Source organism: Bounagaea algeriensis (genome assembly GCF_054491375.1).
The window spans coordinates 4456599-4480098 of sequence record NZ_CM137102.1; the positions used below are offsets into that span (position 1 = coordinate 4456599).

At 70.9% G+C, this 23500-nt stretch carries 18 protein-coding genes; 6 read left to right on the plus strand and 12 right to left on the minus strand.

The window, feature by feature from the left end:
• The first annotated feature begins 136 nt into the window (after nucleotides 1–136).
• Both ACVGV2_RS20370 and ACVGV2_RS20375 read left to right on the plus strand, forming a co-directional pair.
• Complete coding sequence (locus ACVGV2_RS20370; RefSeq protein WP_459163947.1) at nucleotides 137–790, plus strand: GOLPH3/VPS74 family protein; 654 nt, start codon at nucleotides 137–139, stop codon at nucleotides 788–790.
• An 81-nt stretch (nucleotides 791–871) separates the two neighbouring features.
• Nucleotides 872–2287: a M20/M25/M40 family metallo-hydrolase gene (locus ACVGV2_RS20375; RefSeq protein ID WP_459163948.1), complete on the plus strand. Its 1416-nt coding sequence runs from the start codon at nucleotides 872–874 to the stop codon at nucleotides 2285–2287.
• Nucleotides 2288–2435: 148 nt separating this feature from the next.
• Here the strand turns inward: ACVGV2_RS20375 and ACVGV2_RS20380 are convergent, their stop codons facing one another.
• From ACVGV2_RS20380 to ACVGV2_RS20425, 10 genes are all read right to left on the minus strand, one after another.
• Nucleotides 2436–2627: a PspC domain-containing protein gene (locus ACVGV2_RS20380; protein WP_459163949.1), complete on the minus strand. Its 192-nt coding sequence runs from the start codon at nucleotides 2625–2627 to the stop codon at nucleotides 2436–2438.
• A gap of 414 nt (nucleotides 2628–3041) precedes the next feature.
• A complete protein-coding gene (locus tag ACVGV2_RS20385; RefSeq protein WP_459163950.1) occupies nucleotides 3042–5408 on the minus strand; it encodes an ATP-binding protein in 2367 nt (788 codons plus the stop codon).
• A gap of 200 nt (nucleotides 5409–5608) precedes the next feature.
• Nucleotides 5609–8662, minus strand: coding sequence for a replicative DNA helicase (locus ACVGV2_RS20390; RefSeq protein ID WP_459163951.1), 3054 nt, complete (start codon nucleotides 8660–8662; stop codon nucleotides 5609–5611).
• Between the two features lie 933 nt (nucleotides 8663–9595).
• Nucleotides 9596–10048: a 50S ribosomal protein L9 gene (gene rplI, locus ACVGV2_RS20395; protein ID WP_459163952.1), complete on the minus strand. Its 453-nt coding sequence runs from the start codon at nucleotides 10046–10048 to the stop codon at nucleotides 9596–9598.
• A gap of 28 nt (nucleotides 10049–10076) precedes the next feature.
• Nucleotides 10077–10316 carry a 30S ribosomal protein S18 gene (rpsR, locus tag ACVGV2_RS20400; protein WP_459163953.1) on the minus strand — a complete coding sequence of 80 codons (240 nt, stop codon included), beginning with the start codon at nucleotides 10314–10316 and terminating at the stop codon, nucleotides 10077–10079.
• A gap of 53 nt (nucleotides 10317–10369) precedes the next feature.
• Nucleotides 10370–10843, minus strand: coding sequence for a single-stranded DNA-binding protein (locus tag ACVGV2_RS20405; RefSeq protein ID WP_459163954.1), 474 nt, complete (start codon nucleotides 10841–10843; stop codon nucleotides 10370–10372).
• A gap of 58 nt (nucleotides 10844–10901) precedes the next feature.
• Nucleotides 10902–11228, minus strand: a complete 327-nt coding sequence (gene rpsF, locus ACVGV2_RS20410; RefSeq protein WP_459163955.1) for a 30S ribosomal protein S6 — start codon at nucleotides 11226–11228, stop codon at nucleotides 10902–10904.
• Between the two features lie 191 nt (nucleotides 11229–11419).
• Complete coding sequence (locus ACVGV2_RS20415; RefSeq protein WP_459163956.1) at nucleotides 11420–12523, minus strand: hypothetical protein; 1104 nt, start codon at nucleotides 12521–12523, stop codon at nucleotides 11420–11422.
• A gap of 95 nt (nucleotides 12524–12618) precedes the next feature.
• Nucleotides 12619–14253 (minus strand): glycosyltransferase family 87 protein, encoded by a 1635-nt coding sequence (locus ACVGV2_RS20420; protein ID WP_459163957.1) that lies wholly within the window; start codon nucleotides 14251–14253, stop codon nucleotides 12619–12621.
• A gap of 119 nt (nucleotides 14254–14372) precedes the next feature.
• A complete protein-coding gene (locus ACVGV2_RS20425; protein ID WP_459163958.1) occupies nucleotides 14373–16757 on the minus strand; it encodes a transglycosylase domain-containing protein in 2385 nt (794 codons plus the stop codon).
• On the opposite strand from ACVGV2_RS20425, the gene ACVGV2_RS20430 reads away from it, so the two are divergent.
• Nucleotides 16749–17285: a hypothetical protein gene (locus ACVGV2_RS20430; protein WP_459163959.1), complete on the plus strand. Its 537-nt coding sequence runs from the start codon at nucleotides 16749–16751 to the stop codon at nucleotides 17283–17285. The genes ACVGV2_RS20425 and ACVGV2_RS20430 overlap by 9 nt on opposite strands.
• A gap of 1044 nt (nucleotides 17286–18329) precedes the next feature.
• Here the strand turns inward: ACVGV2_RS20430 and ACVGV2_RS20435 are convergent.
• On the minus strand, nucleotides 18330–18734 hold the full coding sequence (locus ACVGV2_RS20435; protein WP_459163960.1) for a DUF5318 family protein: 405 nt from the start codon (nucleotides 18732–18734) through the stop codon (nucleotides 18330–18332).
• Nucleotides 18735–18942: 208 nt separating this feature from the next.
• Between ACVGV2_RS20435 and ACVGV2_RS20440 the strand changes: the two genes are divergently transcribed.
• Together ACVGV2_RS20440 and ACVGV2_RS20445 are read left to right on the plus strand one after the other, a co-directional pair.
• A complete protein-coding gene (locus ACVGV2_RS20440) occupies nucleotides 18943–19515 on the plus strand; it encodes a PadR family transcriptional regulator (RefSeq protein WP_459163961.1) in 573 nt (190 codons plus the stop codon).
• 20 nt (nucleotides 19516–19535) lie between these two features.
• Nucleotides 19536–20615 (plus strand): inositol-3-phosphate synthase, encoded by a 1080-nt coding sequence (locus ACVGV2_RS20445; RefSeq protein WP_459166071.1) that lies wholly within the window; start codon nucleotides 19536–19538, stop codon nucleotides 20613–20615.
• Nucleotides 20616–20778: 163 nt separating this feature from the next.
• On the opposite strand, the gene ACVGV2_RS20450 is transcribed toward ACVGV2_RS20445, so the two are convergent.
• Nucleotides 20779–21597 carry a GGDEF domain-containing protein gene (locus ACVGV2_RS20450; RefSeq protein WP_459163962.1) on the minus strand — a complete coding sequence of 273 codons (819 nt, stop codon included), beginning with the start codon at nucleotides 21595–21597 and terminating at the stop codon, nucleotides 20779–20781.
• A 485-nt stretch (nucleotides 21598–22082) separates the two neighbouring features.
• On the opposite strand from ACVGV2_RS20450, the gene ACVGV2_RS20455 reads away from it, so the two are divergent.
• Nucleotides 22083–23393 (plus strand): glycosyltransferase 87 family protein, encoded by a 1311-nt coding sequence (locus ACVGV2_RS20455; RefSeq protein WP_459163963.1) that lies wholly within the window; start codon nucleotides 22083–22085, stop codon nucleotides 23391–23393.
• The last annotated feature ends 107 nt before the right edge of the window (nucleotides 23394–23500 follow it).

A 23500-nucleotide genomic window follows, 5' to 3' on the forward strand; every position in this document is an offset into this window, starting at 1 on the left:
GCCACGCCACCGTAAGTTCCCGCCGAGCACGGCGAATCCGCAGGTCATCAAAGCAATGGAGATCCGACTAACGCGCACTGGACCATCGCCGTTGCAACGACTACCGCGTGCGCGCACCACGACGCATACTGTGCGCGTGAGCCACGACTTCCCCACCGTCGCCGACCAGATCGCGCTGCTGCTGCACAAACCCAACGGTGCGCAATACCTGAGCCCGGCCGCCGACAGCACCGTCGCCGCCGCCCAGATCGGCGAACTCGTGCTGCGCGGACGCATCACCCTGCACCGCCGCCGCACCGGGCACGACCTCGCCCTGCACGACACCGGTGGCACCGGGTTGCCCTGGCTCGACGCGGTCGTGACCGAACTGGCCGGACGCACCAAGAACGGCGCCGAAACCACCGACCTCTCCTGGTGGCTGGCCAACCGCGCACGCACCCTGCGCACGCACCGGCACAACCTCGTGGAGAACGGCCTGCTGCGGCACGTGCCCAGGCGGTTCCTCGGGCTCATCCCCGACGACCGCTACTACCCGGACGAAAGCAGCCGGAACCGGCTCATCAACGACATCCGCACCGCCCTGGCCCACCCCGACAGCATCGACGACCGCACCGCACTGCTGTGCGCCCTCGTCCAACGCGCGGGAATCGGCCACTCCCTCGGCCTCGACCGCGCGGAAGCGGCCACGCTGCGCTCCGTCGCGAAAGCCGAGAACCTGCCCGAGCACATCGACAGCACGATCACCACCACCATGGCCGCGGCCATCGTCCCCACCGCCATCACGAACTGACGACGCACCGCATCCACAGCCGCGGCGGCTCGCCGAAACATCGCGGCGACGCGCTCCGCGGCGCGGGCATAGGATCGCGGCGTGGACCACGCAGCGCTGAACAACACCGTGCAGAGCACCTGGGACGCGGACGTCCTGCCGAGCCTGTCCGACTTCGTCCGCATCCCCGCCGTCTCGCCCGCGTTCGACCCCCGTTGGGAAACCAACGGACACCTCGACGCGGCCGTCGAACACCTGCGCCGCTGGGCGAGCGAACGCGACCTGCCCGGCCTCGCCATCGACGTGGTGCGCCTGCCCGGGCGCACCCCGCTGCTGCTCATCGACGTCCCCGCGCACGGCGCCACCGGCGAGGAAACCGTGCTGCTCTACGGCCACCTCGACAAGCAGCCCCCGGCCGGCGGCTGGTCCGACGGCCTCGACCCGTGGACCCCCGTCGTCCGCGACCAGCACCTGCACGGCCGCGGCGCCGCCGACGACGGCTACGCCGGCTACGCCGCGCTGACCGCCGTCGAAGCCGTCCGCACCCACGGCGGCGCCCACCAGCGCTGCGTCGTGCTGCTCGAAACCGGCGAAGAATCCGGCAGCCCCGACCTGCCCGCCTACCTCGAGCACCTCGCCGACCGGCTCGGCGACGTCAGCCTCGTCGTCTGCCTCGACTCCGGCGCGGGCGACTACGACCGGTTGTGGCTGACCACCTCGCTGCGCGGCCTCGCCCAGGTCGAAGTCACCGTCCGCGTGCTCGACGCCGGACAGCACTCCGGAACCGCCAGCGGCATCGTGCCCAGCTCCTTCCGCGTGCTGCGCCAACTGCTCGACCGCATCGAGGACTCCACCACCGGAGAACTGCTGCTGCCGGAACTCAACGTCGCCATCCCGGACGACCGCGCCGCCGAAGCCCGCGCCGCCGTCGAAGCCGCCCCCGGACTCGTCCGCGACGCCATCACCCTGCCCACCGGCGTGCACCCGGTGACCGAGGACGAAGCAGAGCTCAACCTGAACAACACCTGGCGGCCCACCCTGTCCGTCACCGGCGCCGACGGACTGCCGCCGCCCGTCGACGCGGGCAACGTGCTGCGGCCGTACACCACGCTGCTGCTCAGCTTCCGCCTGCCGCCCACCGCCGACCCGGACGCGGCGCTGCGAGCCATCACCGACGCGCTGGCCACCGACGTGCCGCACGGCGCGCACGTCACCTTCGGCCACACCGAATCCGGCCTCGGCTGGAACGCGCCCGACCTGCAACCGTGGCTGCGCACCGCCCTCGACAACGCCGCCAGCGACGTGTTCGGAGCCGACTGGCGCACCATGGGCCTCGGCGGGTCCATCCCGTTCATGGGCCTGCTGCAGCGCACCTACCCGAACGCGCAGTTCGTCGTCACCGGCGCGCTCGGCCCGGGCAGCAACGCGCACGTGCCCGACGAAGCCCTCAACCTGCCGTTCGCGGCCAAGGTCACCTCGGCGATCAGCCACGTCCTCGACGCGCACGCCCAGCGCTGACCGGCCCAGCGCTGACCGGCTTCGCCAACCGCCCCGGTGGTGACCAGTCCGGCGCTGACCGGCCGGCGCTGTTTCAGCGCCGCTACCCCAAGGGCCGCTGTCCCAGGGGCCGCTGTACCCAAGCGCGCTGTCCCAAGTGCCGCTGTTGTCAGCGCCCTCGGGGGATGGCCAACCACAGCAGCACGTACAGCAGGACCTGCGGACCCGGCAACGCGCACGACACCACGAAGAGCAACCGCACCAGACCCGGTGACACGTCGAAGCGCTCGGCCAAACCGACGCACACGCCCGCGATCCACGCCCGGCTCCGCGGCCGGGACAACCCGTTCGCACTCGCCATGCCCCCATCCTGCACCGAACGGCAGCCGACGGCACCGCAACGAACCGCCGCACCGGCAGTGGTGCCGACGTGGGGGGGGCGGACAGGGGAACAGCGGGGCGGATGTGGCGATTCCCGTCATCGCCCTCGCGACACTGCGCATCCACCCCGCTGTCAGGACGGCCGGCGGCGGAACGGCTGGGGCAGGTACCGCCGCTCGGCCAGTGGTCGAGCACGTACCTCCTCGCACGCAGCAGGGCACCCGGCCGGTCGCGGTGACCGGAACGCGCGCCGGAGCACGCGCGCCGCCCGCGCGGCCAGCAGCGGTGCCGCCTTTCGGGACGTGGAACCCGGCATCGCCGGATACCTCCACACTCGCGCCGACCACCCGCGCAGCGGAACCGGTCGAAGTACCGATATCCCTACCGAGACGCTTCAGGCCTCGATGCGCTGCTCGGCCACCCACGCCGCGATCTGCGCGCGGGAGGTGAACCCCAGCTTCGCCAGGATGTGCTCCACGTGGCTGTCCGAAGTGCGCTTGGCGATCACCAGCCGCTCGGCGATCTCCCGGTTCGACAGGCCCCGCGCCACCAACCGCGCGACCTCCCGCTCCCGCGGCGTCAACTGCGCCGGAACCTCCGCCCCGGCACCGCCCTGCCGACCGCCCAGGGCGAAGCGCACCGCCTCGTCCACCGTGCACCGAGCACCCCGCTCAGCCGCCGAAGCCCGATCCCGCTCCGGCAGCGCCGCACGCACCCGTCCCACCGCCTCCGCGCGCCACGCCCGGAACTCCGCCAGCGCGAACGGGTAACCACCCGGCACCGGAGCCAACTCGGACACCGCCGCGAACAGCCGCTCCGCCCGCACGGCCCGCCCGCGAGCGGCCTCCACCCAGGCCACGGCCTCCAAGCAGGTGACGATGCCGAGCACGTCCCGGAACAGGTACTTCACCCGCAGCGCCTCCCGCAGCCGCGTCAACGCCGCAGCCACGTCACCCACCGACCACTCGACCAGACCGAGCACCACATCCGCCCACGACCAGCACCACAGCTCACCGTGCTCGGCGCACCACTCCTGGCACCGCTCGCACAGCTCGCGCGCCCGCCCCGGTTCACCGCGCACCACCGCCGCCAACGCGAGGTTCGGCATCCCCAACGCCCCGCTGACCGCGCGTTCCCCGGAGCGCGACACGGCGAGCGACAACCACCCCCACGCCTCCTCGGCATCCCCCCGCAACAGCGCCGCGAGCCCCGTGACCTGCGCCAGGTCGGCATCGGTCGCCCCCACAGCGCCGGCCCGCTCGCACGCCTGCCCGCCCGCCGCGACGTCCCCGGACAGCACCGCGATCAGCGCCGCGACCGCCGCCGCGCGCAGCGCAACCGCGTCCCCCGGGGAACTCGGCTCGTCGGCCGCCTCCCACGCCCGGGACAACCACTCCCAACCGGCGCGCAGGTCCCCGCCGGCGATCCAGGCGAACCACAGCGCCGCCGCCAGCCGCAGCGCCTCGTCGGACTCGCCCGGTTCGGTCACGCTGTAGTCCAGCGCCGCGTCGAAGTTGCCCCGGTCGGAGCGCAACCGACCGAGCCACTCCACCTGGTTCGGCCCGAGCCAGGCCACGTCGACGTCCTCGGCCAGGCGCAGGTAGTAGTCCCGGTGCCGCCGCCGCAGCCGTTCGCGCACCGGCCCCGCCCCCAGGCGGTGGCGCCCGTACGCACCGATCGTGCGCAGCAACCGGTACCGGGCGCGGTCGGACTGCTGCTCCGGCTGCAGCACCGACTTGTCCACCAGCCCCGCCACGGCGCTGAACACGTCCGAACGGCTCAACCCGTCCCCGGCGCAGACCTCCTCGGCCGCTTCCAACTCGAACCCGCCGGCGAACACCGACAGCCGGGCCCACACGGTCTGCTCCACCGACGCGCACAGCTCGTAGCTCGCGTCCACCGCGGCCCGCAACGACCGGTGCCGCACCGGCGCGTCCCGCGCACCCGCGCTCAACAGGCCGTAGGGGTCGGTGAGGCGCTCGAGCAGGTCGTCCACCGACAGCGAGCGCATCCAACCCGCGGCCAGCTCGATGGCCAGCGGCAACCCGTCGAGCTCGCGGCACACCCGGGCCACGCGCCGCTCGTTGTCCGCGTTCAACGTGAAACCGGGGGAGACGGCCGAAGCCCGCGCGGTGAACAACCGCACCGCCTCCGATGCGGCGATCTCGCCCGAGCGGTCGAGCCCGGGCAGGCTCAGCGGCGACACCGTCCACACCTGCTCGCCGGCGATGCCGAGCGGGCTGCGGCTGGTGAGCAGCACCCGCAGCGAGGGCACCGCGGCGAGCAGGTCGCGCACGAGATCGCCGCAGTCGTCGACCAGCTGTTCGCAGCCGTCGAGGACGAGCAGCACGCGCGGCCCGGACAGGTACCGAGCCAGCCGCGTCCCCGCATCGCTCGGCTCCTCGGCGGGCGAGCGGGATGTTGTGGACGCGTGCCCGCCCGCGGCGATCCCGTCCGTTCCCGCTTCCCGCTCGAGCTCGGCGAGCACCGCGGCGGCGACATCGGTCGGCTCCGGCGGGTCGGCCAGTTCGACGAAGCGCACGCCGCCGGGGAAGGCCCTGCGCACGTCGTGCGCGGCGTGCCGGGCGAGCCGCGTCTTGCCGACGCCGGGCGCGCCGGTCAGCGTGACCATGCGCGAATTCGACAGCAGCCGTTTGATCCCGCTGACAGCACCACGTCGCCCGACGAAAGACGTCAGCTCCGTCCCGTGCCCGGGTCGGAACGTCGCAGGCTCGATCGTGTGCTCGCGGCCGGACGACATGACCATCACCCGCCTCAGCAGAACTCTGCCCCCGCAGTGTAGGCGGACAACTGCGGTTCGTGCGCGCTCTCGAACACCCGGATCCGGGTCTTCCGCACCCGAGTTGCCCGCACCCGAGTTGCCCGCAGGGATGCCCGCACCTCGCGCGGGGCGCGGGGTGCAGTGCTCGGGACGGGCCCGACCGGGACGCGGTGCGCCTGCTACTCCTGCGCCATGTCGACGAAGCGGCTGTAGTGCAGCTGGTGCGCCACGGTCACCGTCGAGGTCGGACCGGCGCGGTGCTTGGCCAGCATCAGGTCGGCCTCGCCCATGCGCGGGTCGTCTCGCTCGAACGCGTCCGGCCGGTGGATCAGGACGACCATGTCCGCATCCTGCTCGAGAGAGTTATGCATATTTATGCAGTTTGCTATGAAATTATGCGTTCCCTCCACCGTCGCGTCGTACACCGGCTGCTCACCGAGCGAGGCGACCTCCACGATCTCGTCCCAGAAAACATCGCTGGTAGTGAGGTCCTGCAGCTCTTGATCACCTAGTTCGGTCGCTACCCGACCGAGACGTGAACGACTCGGGGAAACCGTGAACATCCGTGCACCGTATGAATTATTATTCACGGCCTTGCACAGCGCATGCTTACTCATGCCGTGTGCTGCGAGAAGAGGTTGCACCTTCTCCCAGACGTCCGAAGGCACTGTGTCCGCCTTAGGGACTTGCTCGATACGCAGCAACTGCGCTTCCAGCTCGTCCGCCTTCAGCGCGCGCATCCCATGCACGCCAATCTCCTTCAGGAACGTCAACTGGCTTTCCGAACCATAGACCGACACGTGATAACAGGCGCGATAGTTCACCTTGTTTGTCGTCTGGATGCGAGCGAACACACCGAAACGAAGCAGGAGCTGAGTGACGTCCTCGGCGAGTTGCCGACTCGTCGTCGCGTAGTAAATCCAGCCCTGTCCGTACTTCTCGTCCCAACGCACCGAACCGTCCGTGGCCCAGAGGTGGTGCAGGAACAGGCCGATCTGCTCCTTCGGCAGCCGGAACACCCGCTCGGGGATGTGCTTGTCGCAGCTGCGCTGCCCGAAGACGCCCAGCTCGTCGAGCCAGGCCGCGATGGGATTGCGCCGTCCGTGCGTGAGCCGATAGGGCGCGGGCAGGCGCAGCGTGGTGACCTTCGCCGCCGCGTACTCGTCGCGCACCGCGCTCACGCCGAAGTGCTGCGCCGCATCGGTCACCGCAGTCAGGTTCGCCTCGTCGACGCTGGCGTAGCGGATCGGCTGGCGCCGCACGTACGAACCGTCCCCGATCAGGTGCGCCAGCAGCACGACCTCCGGCTCCGGCATCGGCTCGGCGTCCACCGGCTCCGGTGTCCGCCGCGGCACGGCCACGCGCGCGCCCACGCCGAGCTCGCCGAGCGGCGTCCACCCGTCCACCGTGCGCATCGGGTGGTTCGCGGTCGCCTCGATCTCCCGCCCGGATGACAGCCGCACGCGGAAGGCCTCCTTGACCCCGCTGGAGAACACGTTCGTCACCAGGCGGGGGACCAGGCGCATCCGCTCGTCGAGCGACCACACCAGGGGGCGCTCGCCGGTGCGCATCAGCTCGTCGAAGGTCACCTCGGCGCCCGTGTCGGCGCGCAGCAACCGCGTGCCGCCGGTGAGGCACCCCGACTCGCGAAGATCGGCCAGTTGGGGCTTCTTGTCGTTGCGCTGCTCCGGACCGCGGTTGAGCTGGGAAATCGCCACGACCGGGATCTCCAGCTCCTTGGCGAGCAGCTTCAGGTTCCGGGAGAACTCGGAGACCTCCTGCTGCCGCGATTCGACCTTCTTGCCGGAGGTCATCAGCTGCATGTAGTCGACGACGACGAGCTGGATGTCGTGGCGCTGCTTGAGCCGCCGCGCCTTGGCGCGGATCTCCATCATCGTCAGGTTCGGCGAGTCGTCGATGAACAGCGGCGCCTCGCTGATCTCGCTCATCCGCCGCGCCAGCCGGGTCCAGTCCTCGTCGCTCATCGAACCGCCGCGCATGTCGGCCAGCCGGATGCGGGCCTCGGCGGAGAGCATGCGCATGACGATCTCGGTGCGCCCCATCTCCAGGGAGAAGATGACGCTGCCCATGCTGTGCTTGATGGAGGCGGCGCGGGCGAAGTCCAGGCCGAGCGTCGAGTTGTGCGTGGGGATGCCGGTCGGGCCGGCCTGGTAGAGCCGGTCGGGCGCGTCGACCTGCACGCAGCGCACCGGCACGCTGCCGACCGGGCGCACGGCGGTGACCTTCAACCCCGGGCGGCCGGCGATCACCGGGGCCTCGTCGGCGAGCCGGGTGAGCTCGGCGGTGGTGACCACGCGCTCGTCGTCCAGCGCCCACCGGTGTTCGGCGTCCGCGGTGACGGCGGCCCCGTCGGAGAACTCGACGCGGTGGCAGCTGCGGTCGGTGAGCACGTCGGTCGCCTCGACGATCCGCGTGGGCGAACCGTCCGCGCCGAGCAGGTCCTCGCCGACGGCGGCCTCGCCCATGGTGGTCCAACCGCCCGGCGTGGGAAGTGGTGTGTCCAGGGCGAGCGCCTTGCCGACACCGGGCCGGGCGGCGACGATGATCATCTGCCCGGCGTGCAGGCCGTTGGTGACGTCATCCAGGTCGGCGAACCCGCTCGGGATGCCCTGGGACTGCCCGCCGCGCGAGGCGATGGCGTCGATCTCGTCCATCGTCGGCTGCAGCAGGTCTTCCAGCGCGGCGTAGTCCTCGTTGACCCGCCGTTCGGTGACGTCGTAGACGGCGGCCTGGGCGCGGTCGACGACCTCGTCGATCTCGGCGCCCTCGCCGCCCTGGTAGCCGAGCTGGACGACGCGCGTGCCGGCCTCGACGAGGCGGCGCAGCACGGCCCGTTCGGCGACGATCTCGGCGTAGTACCCGGCGTTGGCGGCCGTGGGAACGGTGGCCAGCAGCGTGTGCAGGTACGGCGCTCCGCCGACCTTCTGCAGCTGCTGGCGCCGGTCGAGGTCGTGCGAGACGGTCACCGCGTCCGCGGGTTCGCCGCGCCCGTACAGGTCGAGGATGCAGTCGTAGATCGCCTGGTGCGCGGGCCGGTAGAAGTCGTTGGGGCGGACGACTTCGACGACGTCGGCGATCGCGTCCTTGCTCAGCATCATGCCGCCGAGCACGGACTGCTCGGCCGGGATGTCCTGCGGCGGCTGGCGGTCGAAGGGGCCGTTGTCGCCGCCCGGTTCGGGGGGGAGCGTCTCTGGTGAGTCGGGCGATGCCACCGGAACCGGTCACCTCCTGGTGACGTGTCGTGGCCACGTGGTCGATCCGGGTCGGACGCGCCGACCAACGTGGTGCGTTGCCGCGTAGGTGCCTTGCGGTGTGGTGCCTTGCGGTGTGGTGCCTTGCGGTGTGGTGCCTTGCGGTGTGGTGCCTTGCGGCGTAGGTGCGTTACCGCGGGTGAGTTCAGCTGCGTCCGAGGGGTGTGCGTCGGCGAACCGCAGTGCGGTCCGATTCGCGAGGCGCACTCGTGTGCGACTCCATTGTTCCGCGCGGCACCCGCGCGGAGTGGTTCCGCCGCGCGGGCACATCACCAGAAGACGCCGGAAGGCGATGCTACTGGGGCGGGGCGCGCAGTACACACAGCCGTTCGGCGTACACGGCGTTCATGCGCGGGTTCGCTGGGCAGTTCGGTCCGGGGCCCGCTGGGCGGGGTTCACGGGCGGGCCACCAGGCCGGTCCGACGGGCGGAGTCCGGTGGGCGGGATCCGCAGAACCTCGGGAGGCGGAGTTCGATCCGCAGAGCCCGCGAGGCCGGGCGCCCGAGAGGCAGGTGCCCGCGAGGCCGGATGTCCGAGGGGCCGGATGTCCGAGAGGCAGGTGTCCGATACGCGTGGGCACCCGCAGGAGCCGTGCGGATATGCGTCCCCACCGACACGACCCGCTTGTGGACAACTCTGGGGACAACTCGGTGGATCACCGGATCAGGTGGGGATCGATTACGCGTATTCCCAGGTCGCATGCCAACACCGCAGGTCACGCCCTGTGGATAACTCTGTGGACAACCCTGGGGACATCTTGGGGACGCCTTGGGGATCGTTACCCTGCTTCGTCCACGAGCGAGTGGTCGGTGACGCGCGGAACCCGGCCGGAGCCGGAGATGCTCCGGTTCCGGCCGCAGCACGCGCCGCGCCGCAGCCGGAACCGGATTCGCCTCACTTGGCGGTGATGACCTCCACCCGCAGAGTGGTCTGCACGTCGGGGTGCAGGTTCACGTCCACCGTGTACTTGCCCAGCGACTTCATGTGCTGGCGCGGGTTGAGGGTGCGGCGGTCCAGGGTCGGACCGCCGGCTTCGCGCACCGCCTTGGCCACGTCGGCCGCGGTGACCGAGCCGAACAGCTTGCCCTTCGAGGAGACCTTCGCGAGGAGCTTGACGTCCCCGAGTTCCTGCAGCTGCTCACGCGTGTTCTGTGCGTTCTCCAGGTTCCGCACGCGGCGGGACTCCTGGACGCGCCGCAGGTTGTGCACCTGCTTCTCCGCGCCCGGTGTGGCCACGATGGCCTTTTCCCGGGGCAGCAGGTAGTTGCGCGCGTAGCCGGGCTTGACCTCGACGATGTCACCGGACTCGCCGAGACCCGCCACGTCAGCGGTCAGAATGATCTTCACGACGTGTCTCCTTGTCCAGTATCGCGGATCAGCGGGCGGTCGAGGTGTACGGCAGCAGCGCCATCTCCCGCGAGTTCTTCACGGCGATGGCCACGTCGCGCTGGTGCTGGCTGCAGTTGCCGGTCACTCGACGCGCGCGGATCTTGCCGCGATCCGAGATGAACTTCCGCAGCAGCGTCGTGTCCTTGTAGTCGATCTGCGGCGCACTCTTGTCGGTGCAGAAAACGCAAACCTTCTTCTTCGGCTTGCGCACGGGCGCCTTGGCCATCGGTTGTTCCTCCTGTGCGAGAAAACGTCGTCAAGTGTCGATGGGTGCCGCGCTCAGAAAGGCGGCTCGTCGCTGAACCCGCCGCCGGAGCCCGCAGGCGGGGCCGAACCCCACGGGTCGTCGGAGGCACCGAAACCGCCACCGCCGCCGGAGGAACCACCCCGGCCGACCTTGTTCACCTTGGCCGTCGCGAAGCGCAGGGACGGGCCGATCTCGTCGACCTCCAGCTCCACCACGGTGCGCTTCTCGCCTTCCTTCGTCTCGAAGGAGCGCTGGCGCAACCGGCCCTGCGCCACGACCCGCATGCCGCGGGTGAGCGACTCGGCCACGTTCTCCGCGGCCTGCCGCCAGATGTTGCAGCGCAGGAACAGCGCCTCGCCGTCCTTCCACTCCCCGGACTGCCGGTCGTAGGTGCGGGGCGTCGAGGCGATCGTGAAGTTGGCGACCGCGGCACCGGAGGGCGTGAAGCGCAGTTCCGGATCGGCGGTGAGGTTGCCGACGACCGTGATGACGGTTTCACCAGCCATGGCCTTTGAACTCCAGTAGTTGGATGCGGATTCGCCTGCGCGGGCTGCGAAACCGGCGTCAGGCCTTGCTCTTGGCCTTGGACTTGCGCGGCTCGACCTTCCGCAGCAGCTTCGTGCGCAGCACCGAATCATTCAGGTTCAGCTGGCGGTCGAGCTCGGCGACCGTGTCCGGCTCGCTGTTGACGTCCAGCACCACGTAGATCGCCTCGGCGTGCTTGTTGATCTCGTAGGACAACCGCCGACGGCCCCACACGTCGACCTGCTCGACGCTGCCACCGCCGTTGCGCACGACCTCGAGGAACTGGTCCATCGACTTGCCGACGTTTCGCTCGTCGAGGCTCGGGTCAAGAATGACCATGAGCTCGTAAGGACGCATAAAGACCATTCACCTCCCATGGACTCACGGCCACGGACGTTCCGCGGCAGGAGGCTCGTCGTATCGACGAACCCGTCAAGGCTAGCAGGACGGGATGCGCAGCCCGCGTCGCGGGGCCACGTCTGCTCGCCCGGGGTGGACGTTTCTCGAGAAATGTCGGCGACTTTTCTCGAGAAACGTCCCCCTCCCGGGCCGGGGCTTCACTGCCGGCGCAGCACCCAGGTGCGCACCAGGCCGGCGCTGACCACGGCCAACGCGGCTGCGGCGAGGGCAACCGGCGCGGTGATGCTCGGGCTGGACGCGCTCGTCGGAACCGCCTCGGCCCGACCCGCCGCGCGCGCGTCGGCCTGCCGGTCCTCCTGCGTGCTCGCCGGGTCCTGTCCGCCCGCGGCACCGCGGTCGGCGGTCGGGCGGTCGGTGGCCGGCCCGTCGTCCTGCGAAACCTCCGGCTCGGAGGTGGGCGGCGCGTCGCCGCCGCGGCCCAGCAGCTCACCGAGATCGGGCAGCGCTCCCGCGGACGGCGGGGTGCTCATGTCCGGCTGGATGCTCGTGACCTGCCGGTCGCTGCGCGCCCAGGCGGGCAGCTGCGCGTCCGACCGCGGCTCGGCCGTGGCCGGTGGTGCGGGTTCGGGCTGCTGCGGTTCGGGCTGCTGCGGGGGCTCCGGCCGTGGTTCCGGCTGGGGCGGCTCGGCGGGTTCGGAAGGCTCGGGCGGTTGCGTCGATTCCGGGGGTTCCGAGGGTTGCTGGGACGGCGGCTGCTGCGCGGGCTCCTCGCCGTCGTCCGGTGCGGGCGCCGGTTCCGCCGGCTCCGCTGGCTGCTCACCGCGCACGGTGACCCCGTTGCCGCCGCTGACGAGGTTGTTGAAGTGCCAGCGCACGTCCTCGACCTTGTCCTCGCGCAGGCCGATCTCGTCCAGGTGCGGCGCGGCCGCCTCGGCGATCTCGGAGCCGGAGTAGAAGGTGCTGCCCTGCTGGGCCCGGTCCAGCGAGATGGGATCGAGTTCGGCGAAACGGCTGCTGGCCGCGTCCGCATCGTCGAAGGCGAGCGGGATGGCCAGCAGGACCGCCTGGCGGACCTTGAAGTCCATCGTCGCCGGATCGACGGTAATGGGTTGGCCGACGGTGGCGTCGACGACGGCCAGCGAACTGTCCACCACGAGCGGCTCGCCCGAGGAGTCGGCCTGGGCGGCACCGGCACCGGCGAACATGCTCGCGCCGAGCGCGACAGCTGTGGTGCTGGTGGCAAGGGTGCGCCTGGTGCGCCGCCCGGCGGATCCGTCCGCCGACCGTGGGGAACGCTCCATCGTGGGCCTCCGGCGTCGATCGGTTCGTGTCGACTCTGTCAGATCTTTCAACGGGGCAACACCGGTTCGGGTAACGGTGTCGCCGGGGAGGTTACTCAGCGTTGCGCCGTTGAGGTGAGGCCCGGGGCGGTGGTCCGCTGCGGACGCCCCCTCCGCGGAAAGGGCAGACGCACCCGGTCGGGTAGGCCGTCGCACACCCCGCCGGTGGGATCATCGGTGGCGTCCGACACGCGCCGGCCGGGCACGCGCAGGTCGCGCCGCACCGCATCGGTGCGCGGGCGGAGGATCTCGCGCACCACGAGCACGCACAGGGCCACGACGAAAGCATCGCGGGCGATCACCGCCCCCAGGAACCAGCCTTCCGGCAGACCGCCGTTGCCGGTGCCGAGGTAGTAGTACATGCGCGGTGCCCACACGGCCGCGTCCACGGCCATCCAGGCCAGCAGCAAGCGCCACCGCGGCAGTGCGAGCACGGCCAGCGGCACGAGCCACAGCGAGTACTGCGGGCTCCACACCTTGTTGGTGAGCAGGAACGCCGCGACCACGAGCAGGCACAGCTGGGCCAGGCGGGGGCGTTGCGGTGCTGCCAGCCCGAGCCAACCGATGCCCAGGCAGAGCACGACGAACAGCACCATGCTCACCGCGTTGAGCACGCTCGGGGCCTGCCCCTCGGCGAGCTGTCCGTCGAAGCCGGCCCAGCCGGTGAAGTACATCAGCGCGTTGTACAGCGAGTCCGGATCGGCCGGCCGCGTACTGTTGAGGCGGAAGAACTCGGACCACCCGGCCGGGTAGGCGAGCATGATCGGCAGGTTCACCGCGAGCCACGAGGCCACCGCGGCCGCCGTGGTGCGCAGCCCTTCCCGCAGCCGGCCCGAGCGCAGGCACACCACGAGCAGTGGTCCGAGGAAGAACAGCGGGTAGAGCTTGGCCGCACCGCCCAGTCCCAGCAGCACTCCCGCGAGCACGGTGCGGCGGCGTGCCCAGGCCAGCAGTGCCGTCGTGGCGAACGCGGTGGCCAGCGTGTCGAAATTGGTGAAGGCGTGCACGAACACCAGCGGGGAGACCGCGGCCAGCGCCACGTCCCACACGCGTCTGCGGCACAGGCCGACCAGGGCCCAGACGGTGACCAACCAGGCGGCGCCGAGCCACAGGGTGCTGATGTTGAAGTAGAGCACGCTGCTCAGGCCGCTGGGCAGGAAGCCGAAGTCGGCGAGCGTGGCCCAGCCGTCGGCGGTTTTGGCGTTGACCCACTGGAACATCCCGGTGATCACCGGGTACTCCATGTAGCGCACCTGCTGTTCGGGCGTGCCCGGGTTCTCCACCCACGAGGTCTTGTAGGGGAAGGAACCCTGCTCGGCCAGGTCGCCCATGCCGTAGCGCGGGATGATGTCGTTGTAGCACATCGCCGAGTACTGGCGGTGGTCGTCCCAGTTGAGCTGGGGTCCGCTGCCGGTGTCGGTGGTGACCTGGCAGGGCGCCTTGAACAGCCAGGCCGCGGTGAGGGTGAGCACCGCGAGCAGCAGGATGATGCGCAGCGGGGTCCAGAACCACTGGCGACCGACCTGCGCGTGCCGGCCGAGGCGGCCGCCGGTGAAGCGGGCGGCCGCGGCCGCGAGCGGTTGCGTCCACGTGGCGGCGAACCGCTCCTGCGGCCCGAGCGAGTCGTCGTCCACGAACGACTCCGCAGGACGGGTTCCCGCGGGGGATGCGGGCTCGCGCGTGGTGGACACGCCCGGATGCTACTGGCAGGCGAGGCCCTCCCACCGCGACGGGGTTGGTGGACGCGCGGGTTGTGCGCGGCGCGTCCCTGTGCAACGCGCCGCGCACGCTCCGACTCAGCCGGCGGGAGTCACTCCTGCTCCCGCTCGGTCCGGCTCGGCTGCTGCGACATGCCGGGCGGCCCCGCGGGTTCCTCGTCACCGTCCTCCGGGCAGCCGAAGATGCCGCAGTTCTCGTCCAGCGGGTCCGACGAGGTCGGTTCGCTGCTCTCCGTTTCCGACGGCTGCTGCGAGGTCTCGCTCGGCTGTTGCGAGGACGTCGTCGGCGGGGTGCTCGAGGACGACGGCGGCTGCGAGCTCGTGTCCGAAGTGGATGGCGGCACGTCGGCGTACTGGCCGATGGGCTTCGCATCCGGGAACTGCTCGATCGGCATGCCCTCGTGGTAGGTGTTCATGAACCGCTGCCACGCCTCGCCGGGCAGTCCGGAGCCGTAGACCATCGAACCGGAGCTGTCGGTCAGCGCGGTCGGACTGCCCTGCTCGTCCTCGGCGAGCATGCTCACCGAGGCGGAGATCTGCGGGGTGGCGCCGATCATCCAGGCGTTCTGGTTGTCGTCGGTGTCGCCGAACTGGTGCGTACCGGTCTTGGCCGCCACCGGCCGGCCGCCGTCGAGGCCGAGGTCGGAGTGGTCGACGACGTTCATCAGCGTTTCGGCCACGTTCGCCGCGATGTTCTTGCTCTCGGCCCGGTCGCTGGCGTACGCGGGCTGCGGCTGGGCGGTGTGCAGCTGGATCTCCTGCTTCTCGCCCTCCACCGTGTGCGTGATCGACTGCACCATGTGCGGGTCGACGCGCATGCCGTCGTTGGCGAAGGACGCGTAACCCGCGGCCATGTCGATCGGTCGCACCGGGTACATGCCCAGCGCGATGCCGGCGTCGACACCGCCGTTCGGACTCTGCAGCGTCGGCTGGTCCCCGTACTCCTGCGGGATGCCGGCCGCGTGCGCGGCCTCGGCGACCTTGCCGGGGCCGAACTGGGTGGCCATGTTCACGAACGGCGTGTTCACCGATTTCGTCATGGCTTCGCGCACGCCGCAGTGCGTGGGCACGTCGCAGGACACGCCTTCGGAGTTGTCGAAGACGGTACCGGCGATCTCCTGCGGCGCGGTGCCGTCGTAGTAGCGCCCGATGCCCTGGCCCTGCTGCAGTCCGGCCGCGGCCACGAACGGCTTGAACGAGGAGCCCGGTTGCTGCGGCTGGTTGGCGTAGTCGAGCCCTTCGACCTCGGTGGCGCCGCCGTTGTAGGCGCGGACGGCCCCGTTCTCCGGGTCGACGGCCACCAGTGACGTGCGGACGCTCTCCGGCTCGCCCTGCAGCGTCTCCTGCACCGCGCGTTCGGCGGCCTGCTGCGCCCTCGGGTCGATGGTGGTGTTCACGCTGTAGCCGCCGGTCGACAGCGTCTGCTGGTTGTACCCCTCGCGTTCCAGTTCGTCGAGGACGCGGTTCTTGATCGCCGACTGCACCGGGGTGAGCCGGTTGTCCTGGCGCCATTCGGTGCGGTCCCGCGTCTGCGGCATCGAGGCCTGCTGGCGTTCCTGCTCCGACATGAACCCGTTGGCGACCATCCGTCCGGTGACGTAGTCCCAGCGCTCCTGCGCCTGCTCGGCGTTGCCGCGCGGGTCGTTGTCGTAGGGGCGCTGCACCGCTCCCGCGAGGACGGCGGCTTCCTCCTGCGTGAGCTGGTCGGGCGACTTGCCGAAGTACGCCTCGGAGGCAGCGGTGATGCCGGTGGCGCCGCGGCCGTAGTAGGCGGTGTTCAGGTAGGCCTTGAGGATGTCGTCCTTGTCCTGCTGCTGGGTCATCTTGTAGGCGAGGACGATCTCCTTGACCTTGCGGACGTAGTCCGCGTTCTTGTCGTTGAGCTCCAGGTGCAGCTTGATGAACTGCTGGGTCAGGGTCGAGCCGCCACCGCTGCCGGTGCCGGTGACCAGGAAGAACGCCGAGCGCAGGATGCCCATGACGTCGAAGCCGGGGTTGCTGTAGAACGTGTCGTCCTCGGCCGAGATCGTGGCGTTGCGCACGGCCGGCGAAACGTCGTCGAGGCTGTTGATCATTCGCCGCGAGCCCTCGTCCTCGACCGTGGCCAGCCGGCTCCCGTCGGAGTAGTTGATCTGCACCGGCTGCTTCTGCGAGGTGATGTCCTCCTGGGTCGGCGTCTTCCAGCTGAAGTAGCCGTAGGCGAACACCAGCACGGGCGCGATGAACATGAGGCACGCGGCGACGTAGCAGCTGCGGCGCACCCGCCGCCACGTCTTCCGGCGCCGCGCGGCCTTCGCGCTCAGCCCGGCTGCGGACCGTTCCGCGGGGCCCCCGGGGCCGGGGGAGTGCGCGACGTGCGTCGCTTCCTCCCCGTCGGATGCGGGGCCGTAGGAGTCCGCGGGGGCGTAAGAGTCCTCGTCCGGGTGGTCGCCGGTCGCGGCGTAGTAGTCGTAGCCGCCCACGCCGCCGTGCGTCACGAGGCCGGGATCACGTCCCGACGCGCCCGGGCCACCGCCCTGTCCGGCTCGTCCACCCGGACCGCCTGCCTCGGCAGCACCGCCGGCTCCAGCACCGCCGGCTCCAGCACCGCCAGTTCCAGCGGCGCCGGCAACACCGGACCCGCCGGCTCCCGCTGCACCTGCCGCACCGGCTGCGCCCGCGGCGGCCGCCCGGCCGGAACCGTCCTGCCCACCCTGCTCGGGGCGCTGCCCGGGCTGCCGACCGCTGGGGGGCTGGCCCTCCGCGGGAGCACCGGGGCGGTTGCCCGCGGGCGGACGCGGCGGCTGCCCTTCACCGGCACCGGGTTCGGCGGCACCGTGCGGTGCACCGCCGGGTCCCTGCTGCTGCGTGCGCGGCGGCCCGCCCGGCTGCTGCCCGCCCGGAGGTGGTGGAGCCGGCCGGCCCTGCTGGGGCGGTCGACCGCCCTGCTGGCCGGGCTGCTGCGGTTGCTGACCGGGCTGCTGGCCTTGCGGCGGCTGTCCCGGGGACTGCTGGCCCTGCGATAACTGCTGGCCCTGGGGCGGTTGTTGACCCTGCGGCGGCTGCTGGCCGCGCGGAGGTGCCTGCCGCGTGCGCGGATCGACGGGCGGCGGAGCGGCCGGCGGGGGAGCGGCCGGCCCCGCATTCGTGGCCTCCGGATCGTCCTCGCCGCTGAGCCTGCTGATCAGCGAGGAACGCTGCCCGCCCGAGTCGTCGCCGGACCCCTGGTCGGTCTGCGGCCACCCCGGGTCACCGGCGGGGCTCTCCTGCCGCTGCGTGCCCTCGTTCGGCTGTTGCGGTGCACCGGGCCGACCGGGCGCGCCGGATCCGGGTGCCTGCGGTGCGCCACCGGGTCCGGGTTGCGCCGGAGGCTGCTGTCCCGGTTGCTCGGGGCGCTGCGGTTGATCGGGGCGCTGCTGCGCGTGCGGTCCCGGCCCCTGCGCCCCCGGGACGTGCGGACCCTGCCCTGGTTGCCCAGGACCCGGCTGACCGGGCTGATTGCCGGGCTGCGGCGGGCCGGGGCGCTGTGCACCGCTCGCGGGCGGCGGACCGGCTGGCGGCTGCCCCGGCGGATTCTGCCGAGGCTGCCCCGCCGGGTTCTGCCCCGGTTGGTTCTGCCCCGGTTGGTTTTGCGGAGTTTGCCCCTGCGGGTTTTGCGGGGGCTGTGCTCCTTGCGAAGATTGCGGGGGCTGCGCGGCGTCCTGCGGACGCGGCGGCCGCGGTGCACCAGCGGGCGGAGGCGGCTGGTTACCGGGCTGCGGTGGCTGGTTACCGGGCGGAGGCGGCTGGTTGCCCGGCTGCGGGGGTTGCGCCGATCCGCCGGGCTGTCCCGGCTGCGGGAACGCGTCCCGGTCCGCGCCGCCTGGCTGACCAGACCCGGAGTCGGAATTGGGCTCCTCGCGCTCCGGATTCCGGTCATCCCGGGAATACCGGTGATCGCGCGGGCGTCGGTCACGCTCGTCGTTCACGTGTGGGGCCTTTCGGACAGGCGTCGCGCACGACGCCAGCGATGCGGTTACGTCGGGGGTGCGCCGCACCGGGCGCCCGGCCGCTCGGGGTCGCGGCCGGATTCACTCGGCGGCAGTCTTGCGTCGGTGCCCGGGATTGTTCAACCCACCGGTTCCCAGCACGTAGGACTGCACGAGGTGGTTCCAACTACATGCGCGGCATACCTCTACGACGTACACGCTGAACTCCTTGAACACGGCCGCCATCCGGTCGAGCTCCGCCGGTTCGCGCGCCGTGTTGGACGCGCTCTTGAGCTCGTCCCCGAACACCCAGGACACCATGGTCAGCGTGCTGCGCCGGCAGACGGGGCAGGTCACCTCGCTGGACTGGCCGTGGAACTCCGCCGCCCGCAGCAGGTACGGATCGGCATCGCAGACCTCCGCCCTGTCGACACGGCCCGACCGCAGCTGCGCCAGCAGCGCCCGGCGGCGCAGCGCGTAGTCGACCACATGCCGTTGGGTCCGCACGCCTTCAGGGTACGTGTCCGGCACGTGCGCTCCATGCGCCGTTCAGGGCAGGACGCCGTTCGGGGCAGCGCCGTTCAGGGCAGGCCAGCGCGGTGCGCGTCGCCGGCAACGCGGCCGGTCTGCGGACCGGTTCGGCTGCCGCCGCAGCGATGCATCGAACCGATACACTCGGACGTGGTCCATTCGCACTCGTGGCAGGAGGGGGAACATGCTCGAGCTCGCCGTGCTCGGCCTCCTGCAACGAGCACCGATGCACGGCTACGAACTGCGAAAACGGCTGCGCGAAACACTCGGTGTGTTCCGGACGCTCTCGTACGGAACGCTGTATCCGACGCTGCGTCGGATGCTGCGCCACGGGCTCATCGCCGATGAATCGGACGCGGCTTCCCGCGGCTGGGGGCGCCGCGGTCGCCGCGCCTACTACCTCACCGAGCACGGGCGCCAACGGTTCACCGAACTCGTCGGGTCCTGCGGTCCGCAGGCCTGCGACGACACGATGTTCGGCGTGCATGTGGCGTTTTTCGCGCAGACCCCCGCCGAGGTGCGGTTGCACATCCTGCAGGCGCGGCGGCACCGCCTGCAGCAGCGGGGTGATGCGTTGCGCACCGCACTGTCGTGCTGCGAGGACGACTGCGGATATCTGCGCCAGCTCCACCGGCTGCGGCTGGACCACAGCGAACAAGAGGTCCGCTGGCTCGACGCGGTCATCGAGCGCGAGCAGGAGCGCACCGCGACGGGCACCCCAGCGGCCGCGGAACAGCAGCGAGGGAACGACACATGACCGAGAAGGAGGCCCCTGCCATGAGCGAAGACCGTCCCGTCCGCGTGGCGATCGTCGGCGTCGGCAACTGCGCGGCGTCGCTGGTGCAGGGCGTCCACTACTACGCCGACGCGGATGCGGACACGCGGGTCCCGGGGCTGATGCACGTCCAGTTCGGCGACTACCACGTGCGGGATGTGCGCTTCGTCGCAGCGTTCGACGTGGACGCCAAGAAGGTCGGCCGCGACCTGTCCGAGGCGATCGTCGCCAGTGAGAACAACACGATCAGCATCTGCGACGTGCCGCCGCTGGACGTTCCCGTGCAGCGGGGGCACACGTTCGACGCGCTCGGCCAGTTCTACCGGGACACGATCGAGGAGTCGGACGAGCAACCGGTGGACGTGGTGCAGGCGCTGCGGGACTCCGGGGCCGACGTGCTGGTGTCCTACCTGCCGGTGGGGTCGGAGGAGAGCGCGAAGTTCTACGCGGACTGCGCGCTGCAGGCGGGTGTGGCGTTCGTCAACGCGCTGCCGGTGTTCATCGCTTCCGATCCGGAGTGGGCGGAGAAGTTCACCGCGGCGGGCGTACCGATCGTCGGCGACGACATCAAGTCCCAGGTGGGCGCGACGATCACGCACCGCGTGCTGACGAAGCTGTTCTCCGACCGGGGTGTGCACCTGGACCGGACCATGCAGCTCAACGTGGGCGGCAACATGGACTTCCTGAACATGAAGGAGCTCGACCGGCTGGAGTCGAAGAAGACCTCCAAGACGCAGTCGGTGACCTCCCAGGTCGGCCGGCAGATGAACGACGACTCCGTGCACATCGGACCGTCGGACTACGTGCCGTGGCTGGACGACCGCAAGTGGGCCTACGTGCGGCTGGAGGGCCGGGCTTTCGGCGACGTGCCGCTGAGCCTGGAGTACAAGCTCGAGGTATGGGACTCGCCGAACTCGGCGGGGATCATCATCGATGCGCTCCGGGCGGCGAAGATCGCAGCGGACCGCGGGCACGGCGGGCCGGTGCTGTCGGCCTCGTCCTACTTCATGAAGTCCCCGCCGGAGCAGTACTCCGACTCGGAGGCCTACCGGGCGGTGGAGGAGTTCATCGCCGAACGCTGAAGCGGCCGGCACGCTCGCGCCCCGGGCCCTCCGCGCGTGGCCCGGGGCGCATGTTCGGCAGCAAGGCAGCTGCGCGTCGTGCTCGGCGGTGGCGTGCGTGCGGCGCTTCCGCGCGCCTGCGGGTGCTGCCCGCACCGGGAACCTGCGGTCGCCGGCACTGGTTTCAGCGGCGCAGCTGCTGTTCCGCGCGGGTGAGGACGGAGTGCACCGAGGCGTTCCCGTCGGAGGTGACCCAGGAGATCCGCAGTCCGGGGCGGATGCGCGTGCCGCCGATGCGCATCGGCCAGCCCGCGACTTCGCGCGCGTGCTCGGCGAGCGCCTCCCCCGCGCCGGCGGCGTGCTCGGCGATCACGGCGAACTCGTCCCCGCCGTAGCGGGAGACGGTGTGGTCGTCGGCGAGGCCTTCCCGGAGCCTGCCGGCGAGGGTGGTGAGCAGTTCGTCACCGCGGGCGAAGCCGTGCTCGGCGTTGAACGCGGCCAGCCGGTGCACGTCCATGAGCACCAGCGTGGTGAGCACGCCGTGCGTGCGGGCCCGTGCCAGGGCCTGCTCGAGCCGGTCCAGCAGCAGCACGCGCCCCGGCAGCCCGGTGAGCGCGTCCACGAGCCCGCGGTTGTGGGCGACGTCGGTCTGCACGGCCTGCAGCATGATGAGCACCCGTCTGCGGCCCTGGATGCGCACGGCGCGGTAATCGGCCCAGATGCGGCTCGTCGGCTGTCCGTGGCGGACGATCATCATCGGGGTCGACATCGGGGCGTCCGTGCGGAGCACCTGTCCGACGAGGTCCGCCCAGTCCGGCAGCGGCGCTCCGGTGTCGTCCCAGACCTGCCAGCCCTCGGGGCGGTTTCCCGTGAGGAGATCCGACTTGTCGAGGCGCATCAGATCGGCGGCGATGTCGTTGGTGGCGTGCACCTGGCCGCGTTCGTCGGCGATGACGACCCCCATGGTGAGCCCCGTGATCAGTTCGTCCCAAACCGGTGTCAACGGGGATGGTGCTGTTATGTCGAGGACACTCATCCGGTCCTCCCCTCCCCTCCGAACGGAGCAGTCCCGTTCGAGGTTCCTCTGACAACTGGGCGAAATTCAAGAGATCAGCTACCACCCGTAATGGTGGTATTACGCTGCATGCACCACGCATCGTTCCGATTCGGTCGGACACGAGCCCTCGTGCGGGGATTGATGCATCACACGTGTGACACGGAACGTGCTTCCACGGCCGGCAACTCGTGACAATGCGGGCGTTTTCGAGTGTCAGTCCACTGGTTTTGGCCTGACCAGGGGAATTCGTCCCAGCGCCGGAGCGAGTCACGTCACGTGACCACGCGCGAACCCGGACAAGTTTCCCGTGGCGGACACGGGAGCACCGCACTCCGCGCGCCGACAACCGCCTTCTAAGGTGGGCAGCGAGCACGCTGCCAAACGAGCGCCGCGGGCCGCGGCCGATCCGACGCACCAGAGGACGGTGACACGTGCCGACCACGCGACCCGCCGATCCGGGCTTGCGAACCAGGATGCGCGAGCACCGCGGGCTGCTGGCCGCGATCGTGCTCGCCGAACTGATCGCGCTGCTGTTCACCGGCACCATCAACCCGCACGACCACGTCGACGGCGAGGTGTACCAGCTCGGTGCGCAGACGCTGGTCTCCGGCCAGTCCATCTACAACGACCTGCCCGACACCGCAGGCGGGCTGCACCTGCCGTTCATCTACCCACCGTTCGCCGCGCTGCTGTTCGCCCCGCTGGCGTACGTGCCGAAACTGGTCGCCGTCGCAGCGATCATGCTGGTCAGCCACCTCGCTCTGCTGGCTGCGCTCTACGTCGCGCTCGCCGCGGCACCGTTCAGCCGCGCGAACCGCGACCGGATCGCGCTCGGCACCGCGGTGGCGCTGCCGCTGCTCACGCTGACCGAACCGGTCGTGGAAACGCTCACCTACGCGCAGATCAACCTCGTGCTCATCGCCCTGGTGGCGGTGGACCTGCTGTGGCGGACGGGCGGAGCCCGATCGCTGCCGTACCCGCGCGGGATGCTCATCGGCATCGCCGCGGGCATCAAGCTGACCCCGCTGGTGTTCCTGCTGCTGCCCCTGCTGCGCAAGGACGTGCGCACGATCATCGTCGGCGTGCTGACGTTCGCGGCCACCGCCGCGCTCGGGTTCGCGGTGACCTTCCAGGACGCGGTGACGTTCTGGACGCGGGAGGTCTGGGCGACCAGCAACGTGTCCTTCGGCCCGATGTTCACCGGCGACGCGTCGGTCTACGCGGGCAACCAGTCGCTGCGATCGTTCCTGGTCCAGGCGCACGCCCCTGCACAGCCCGTTGTGCTGGTCGTGCTGCTGGCAGCGCTGTTCGTGCTCACCGTGCTGGGCATGCGCTGCGCGCTGCGGCGCGGTGACCTGCCGATGGCGGTGATGATCAACGCCGTGTTCGGGCTGCTCGCCTCGCCGATCTCGTGGTCGCACCACTGGGCGTGGGCGGTGCCGACGCTGGTGCTGCTGGCGGGTTCGGCCGTCACCGCGCGCAACTGGGCACTGCTGCTGATCACCGGGGTGGCCGCTGCGATCACGTTCATCGGTCCGCACTGGAGCGTGCCGCAGGGCGATGGGCTGGAGCTGCGGTGGAACGCGTTCGAGCACCTCCTCGGCAATTCCTACGTGTACCTGGGCATGGCGTTGTTGGTGTACATGGCCGTGCAGTGGTGGCTCGATCGGCGTCGCGAACACCAGCACACCGCCGAGGCCACCGCCCCGGGCCGCGCCGTGCCCAGGACGGCACCGCGCTGAAACGCACCGGGCCGGCACGCATCGGACCGCTACTCACCGGACCGGCACGCACCGGACAGCCCCCGGCCGGCACGCATCGGACAGGCCGCACCGGACAGCCCCCGGCC

Bases quoted from the DNA above. Each gene is read 5' to 3' on its own strand.
- ACVGV2_RS20440 (WP_459163961.1), top strand. From the start codon at position 18,943: ATGCTCGAGCTCGCCGTGCTCGGCCTCCTGCAACGAGCACCGATGCAC.
- rpsF (WP_459163955.1), bottom strand. From the start codon at position 11,228: ATGGTCTTTATGCGTCCTTACGAGCTCATGGTCATTCTTGACCCGAGC.
- rpsR (WP_459163953.1), bottom strand. From the start codon at position 10,316: ATGGCCAAGGCGCCCGTGCGCAAGCCGAAGAAGAAGGTTTGCGTTTTC.
- ACVGV2_RS20415 (WP_459163956.1), bottom strand. From the start codon at position 12,523: ATGGAGCGTTCCCCACGGTCGGCGGACGGATCCGCCGGGCGGCGCACC.
- ACVGV2_RS20385 (WP_459163950.1), bottom strand. From the start codon at position 5,408: ATGTCGTCCGGCCGCGAGCACACGATCGAGCCTGCGACGTTCCGACCC.
- ACVGV2_RS20445 (WP_459166071.1), top strand. From the start codon at position 19,536: ATGAGCGAAGACCGTCCCGTCCGCGTGGCGATCGTCGGCGTCGGCAAC.
- ACVGV2_RS20380 (WP_459163949.1), bottom strand. From the start codon at position 2,627: ATGGCGAGTGCGAACGGGTTGTCCCGGCCGCGGAGCCGGGCGTGGATC.
- ACVGV2_RS20405 (WP_459163954.1), bottom strand. From the start codon at position 10,843: ATGGCTGGTGAAACCGTCATCACGGTCGTCGGCAACCTCACCGCCGAT.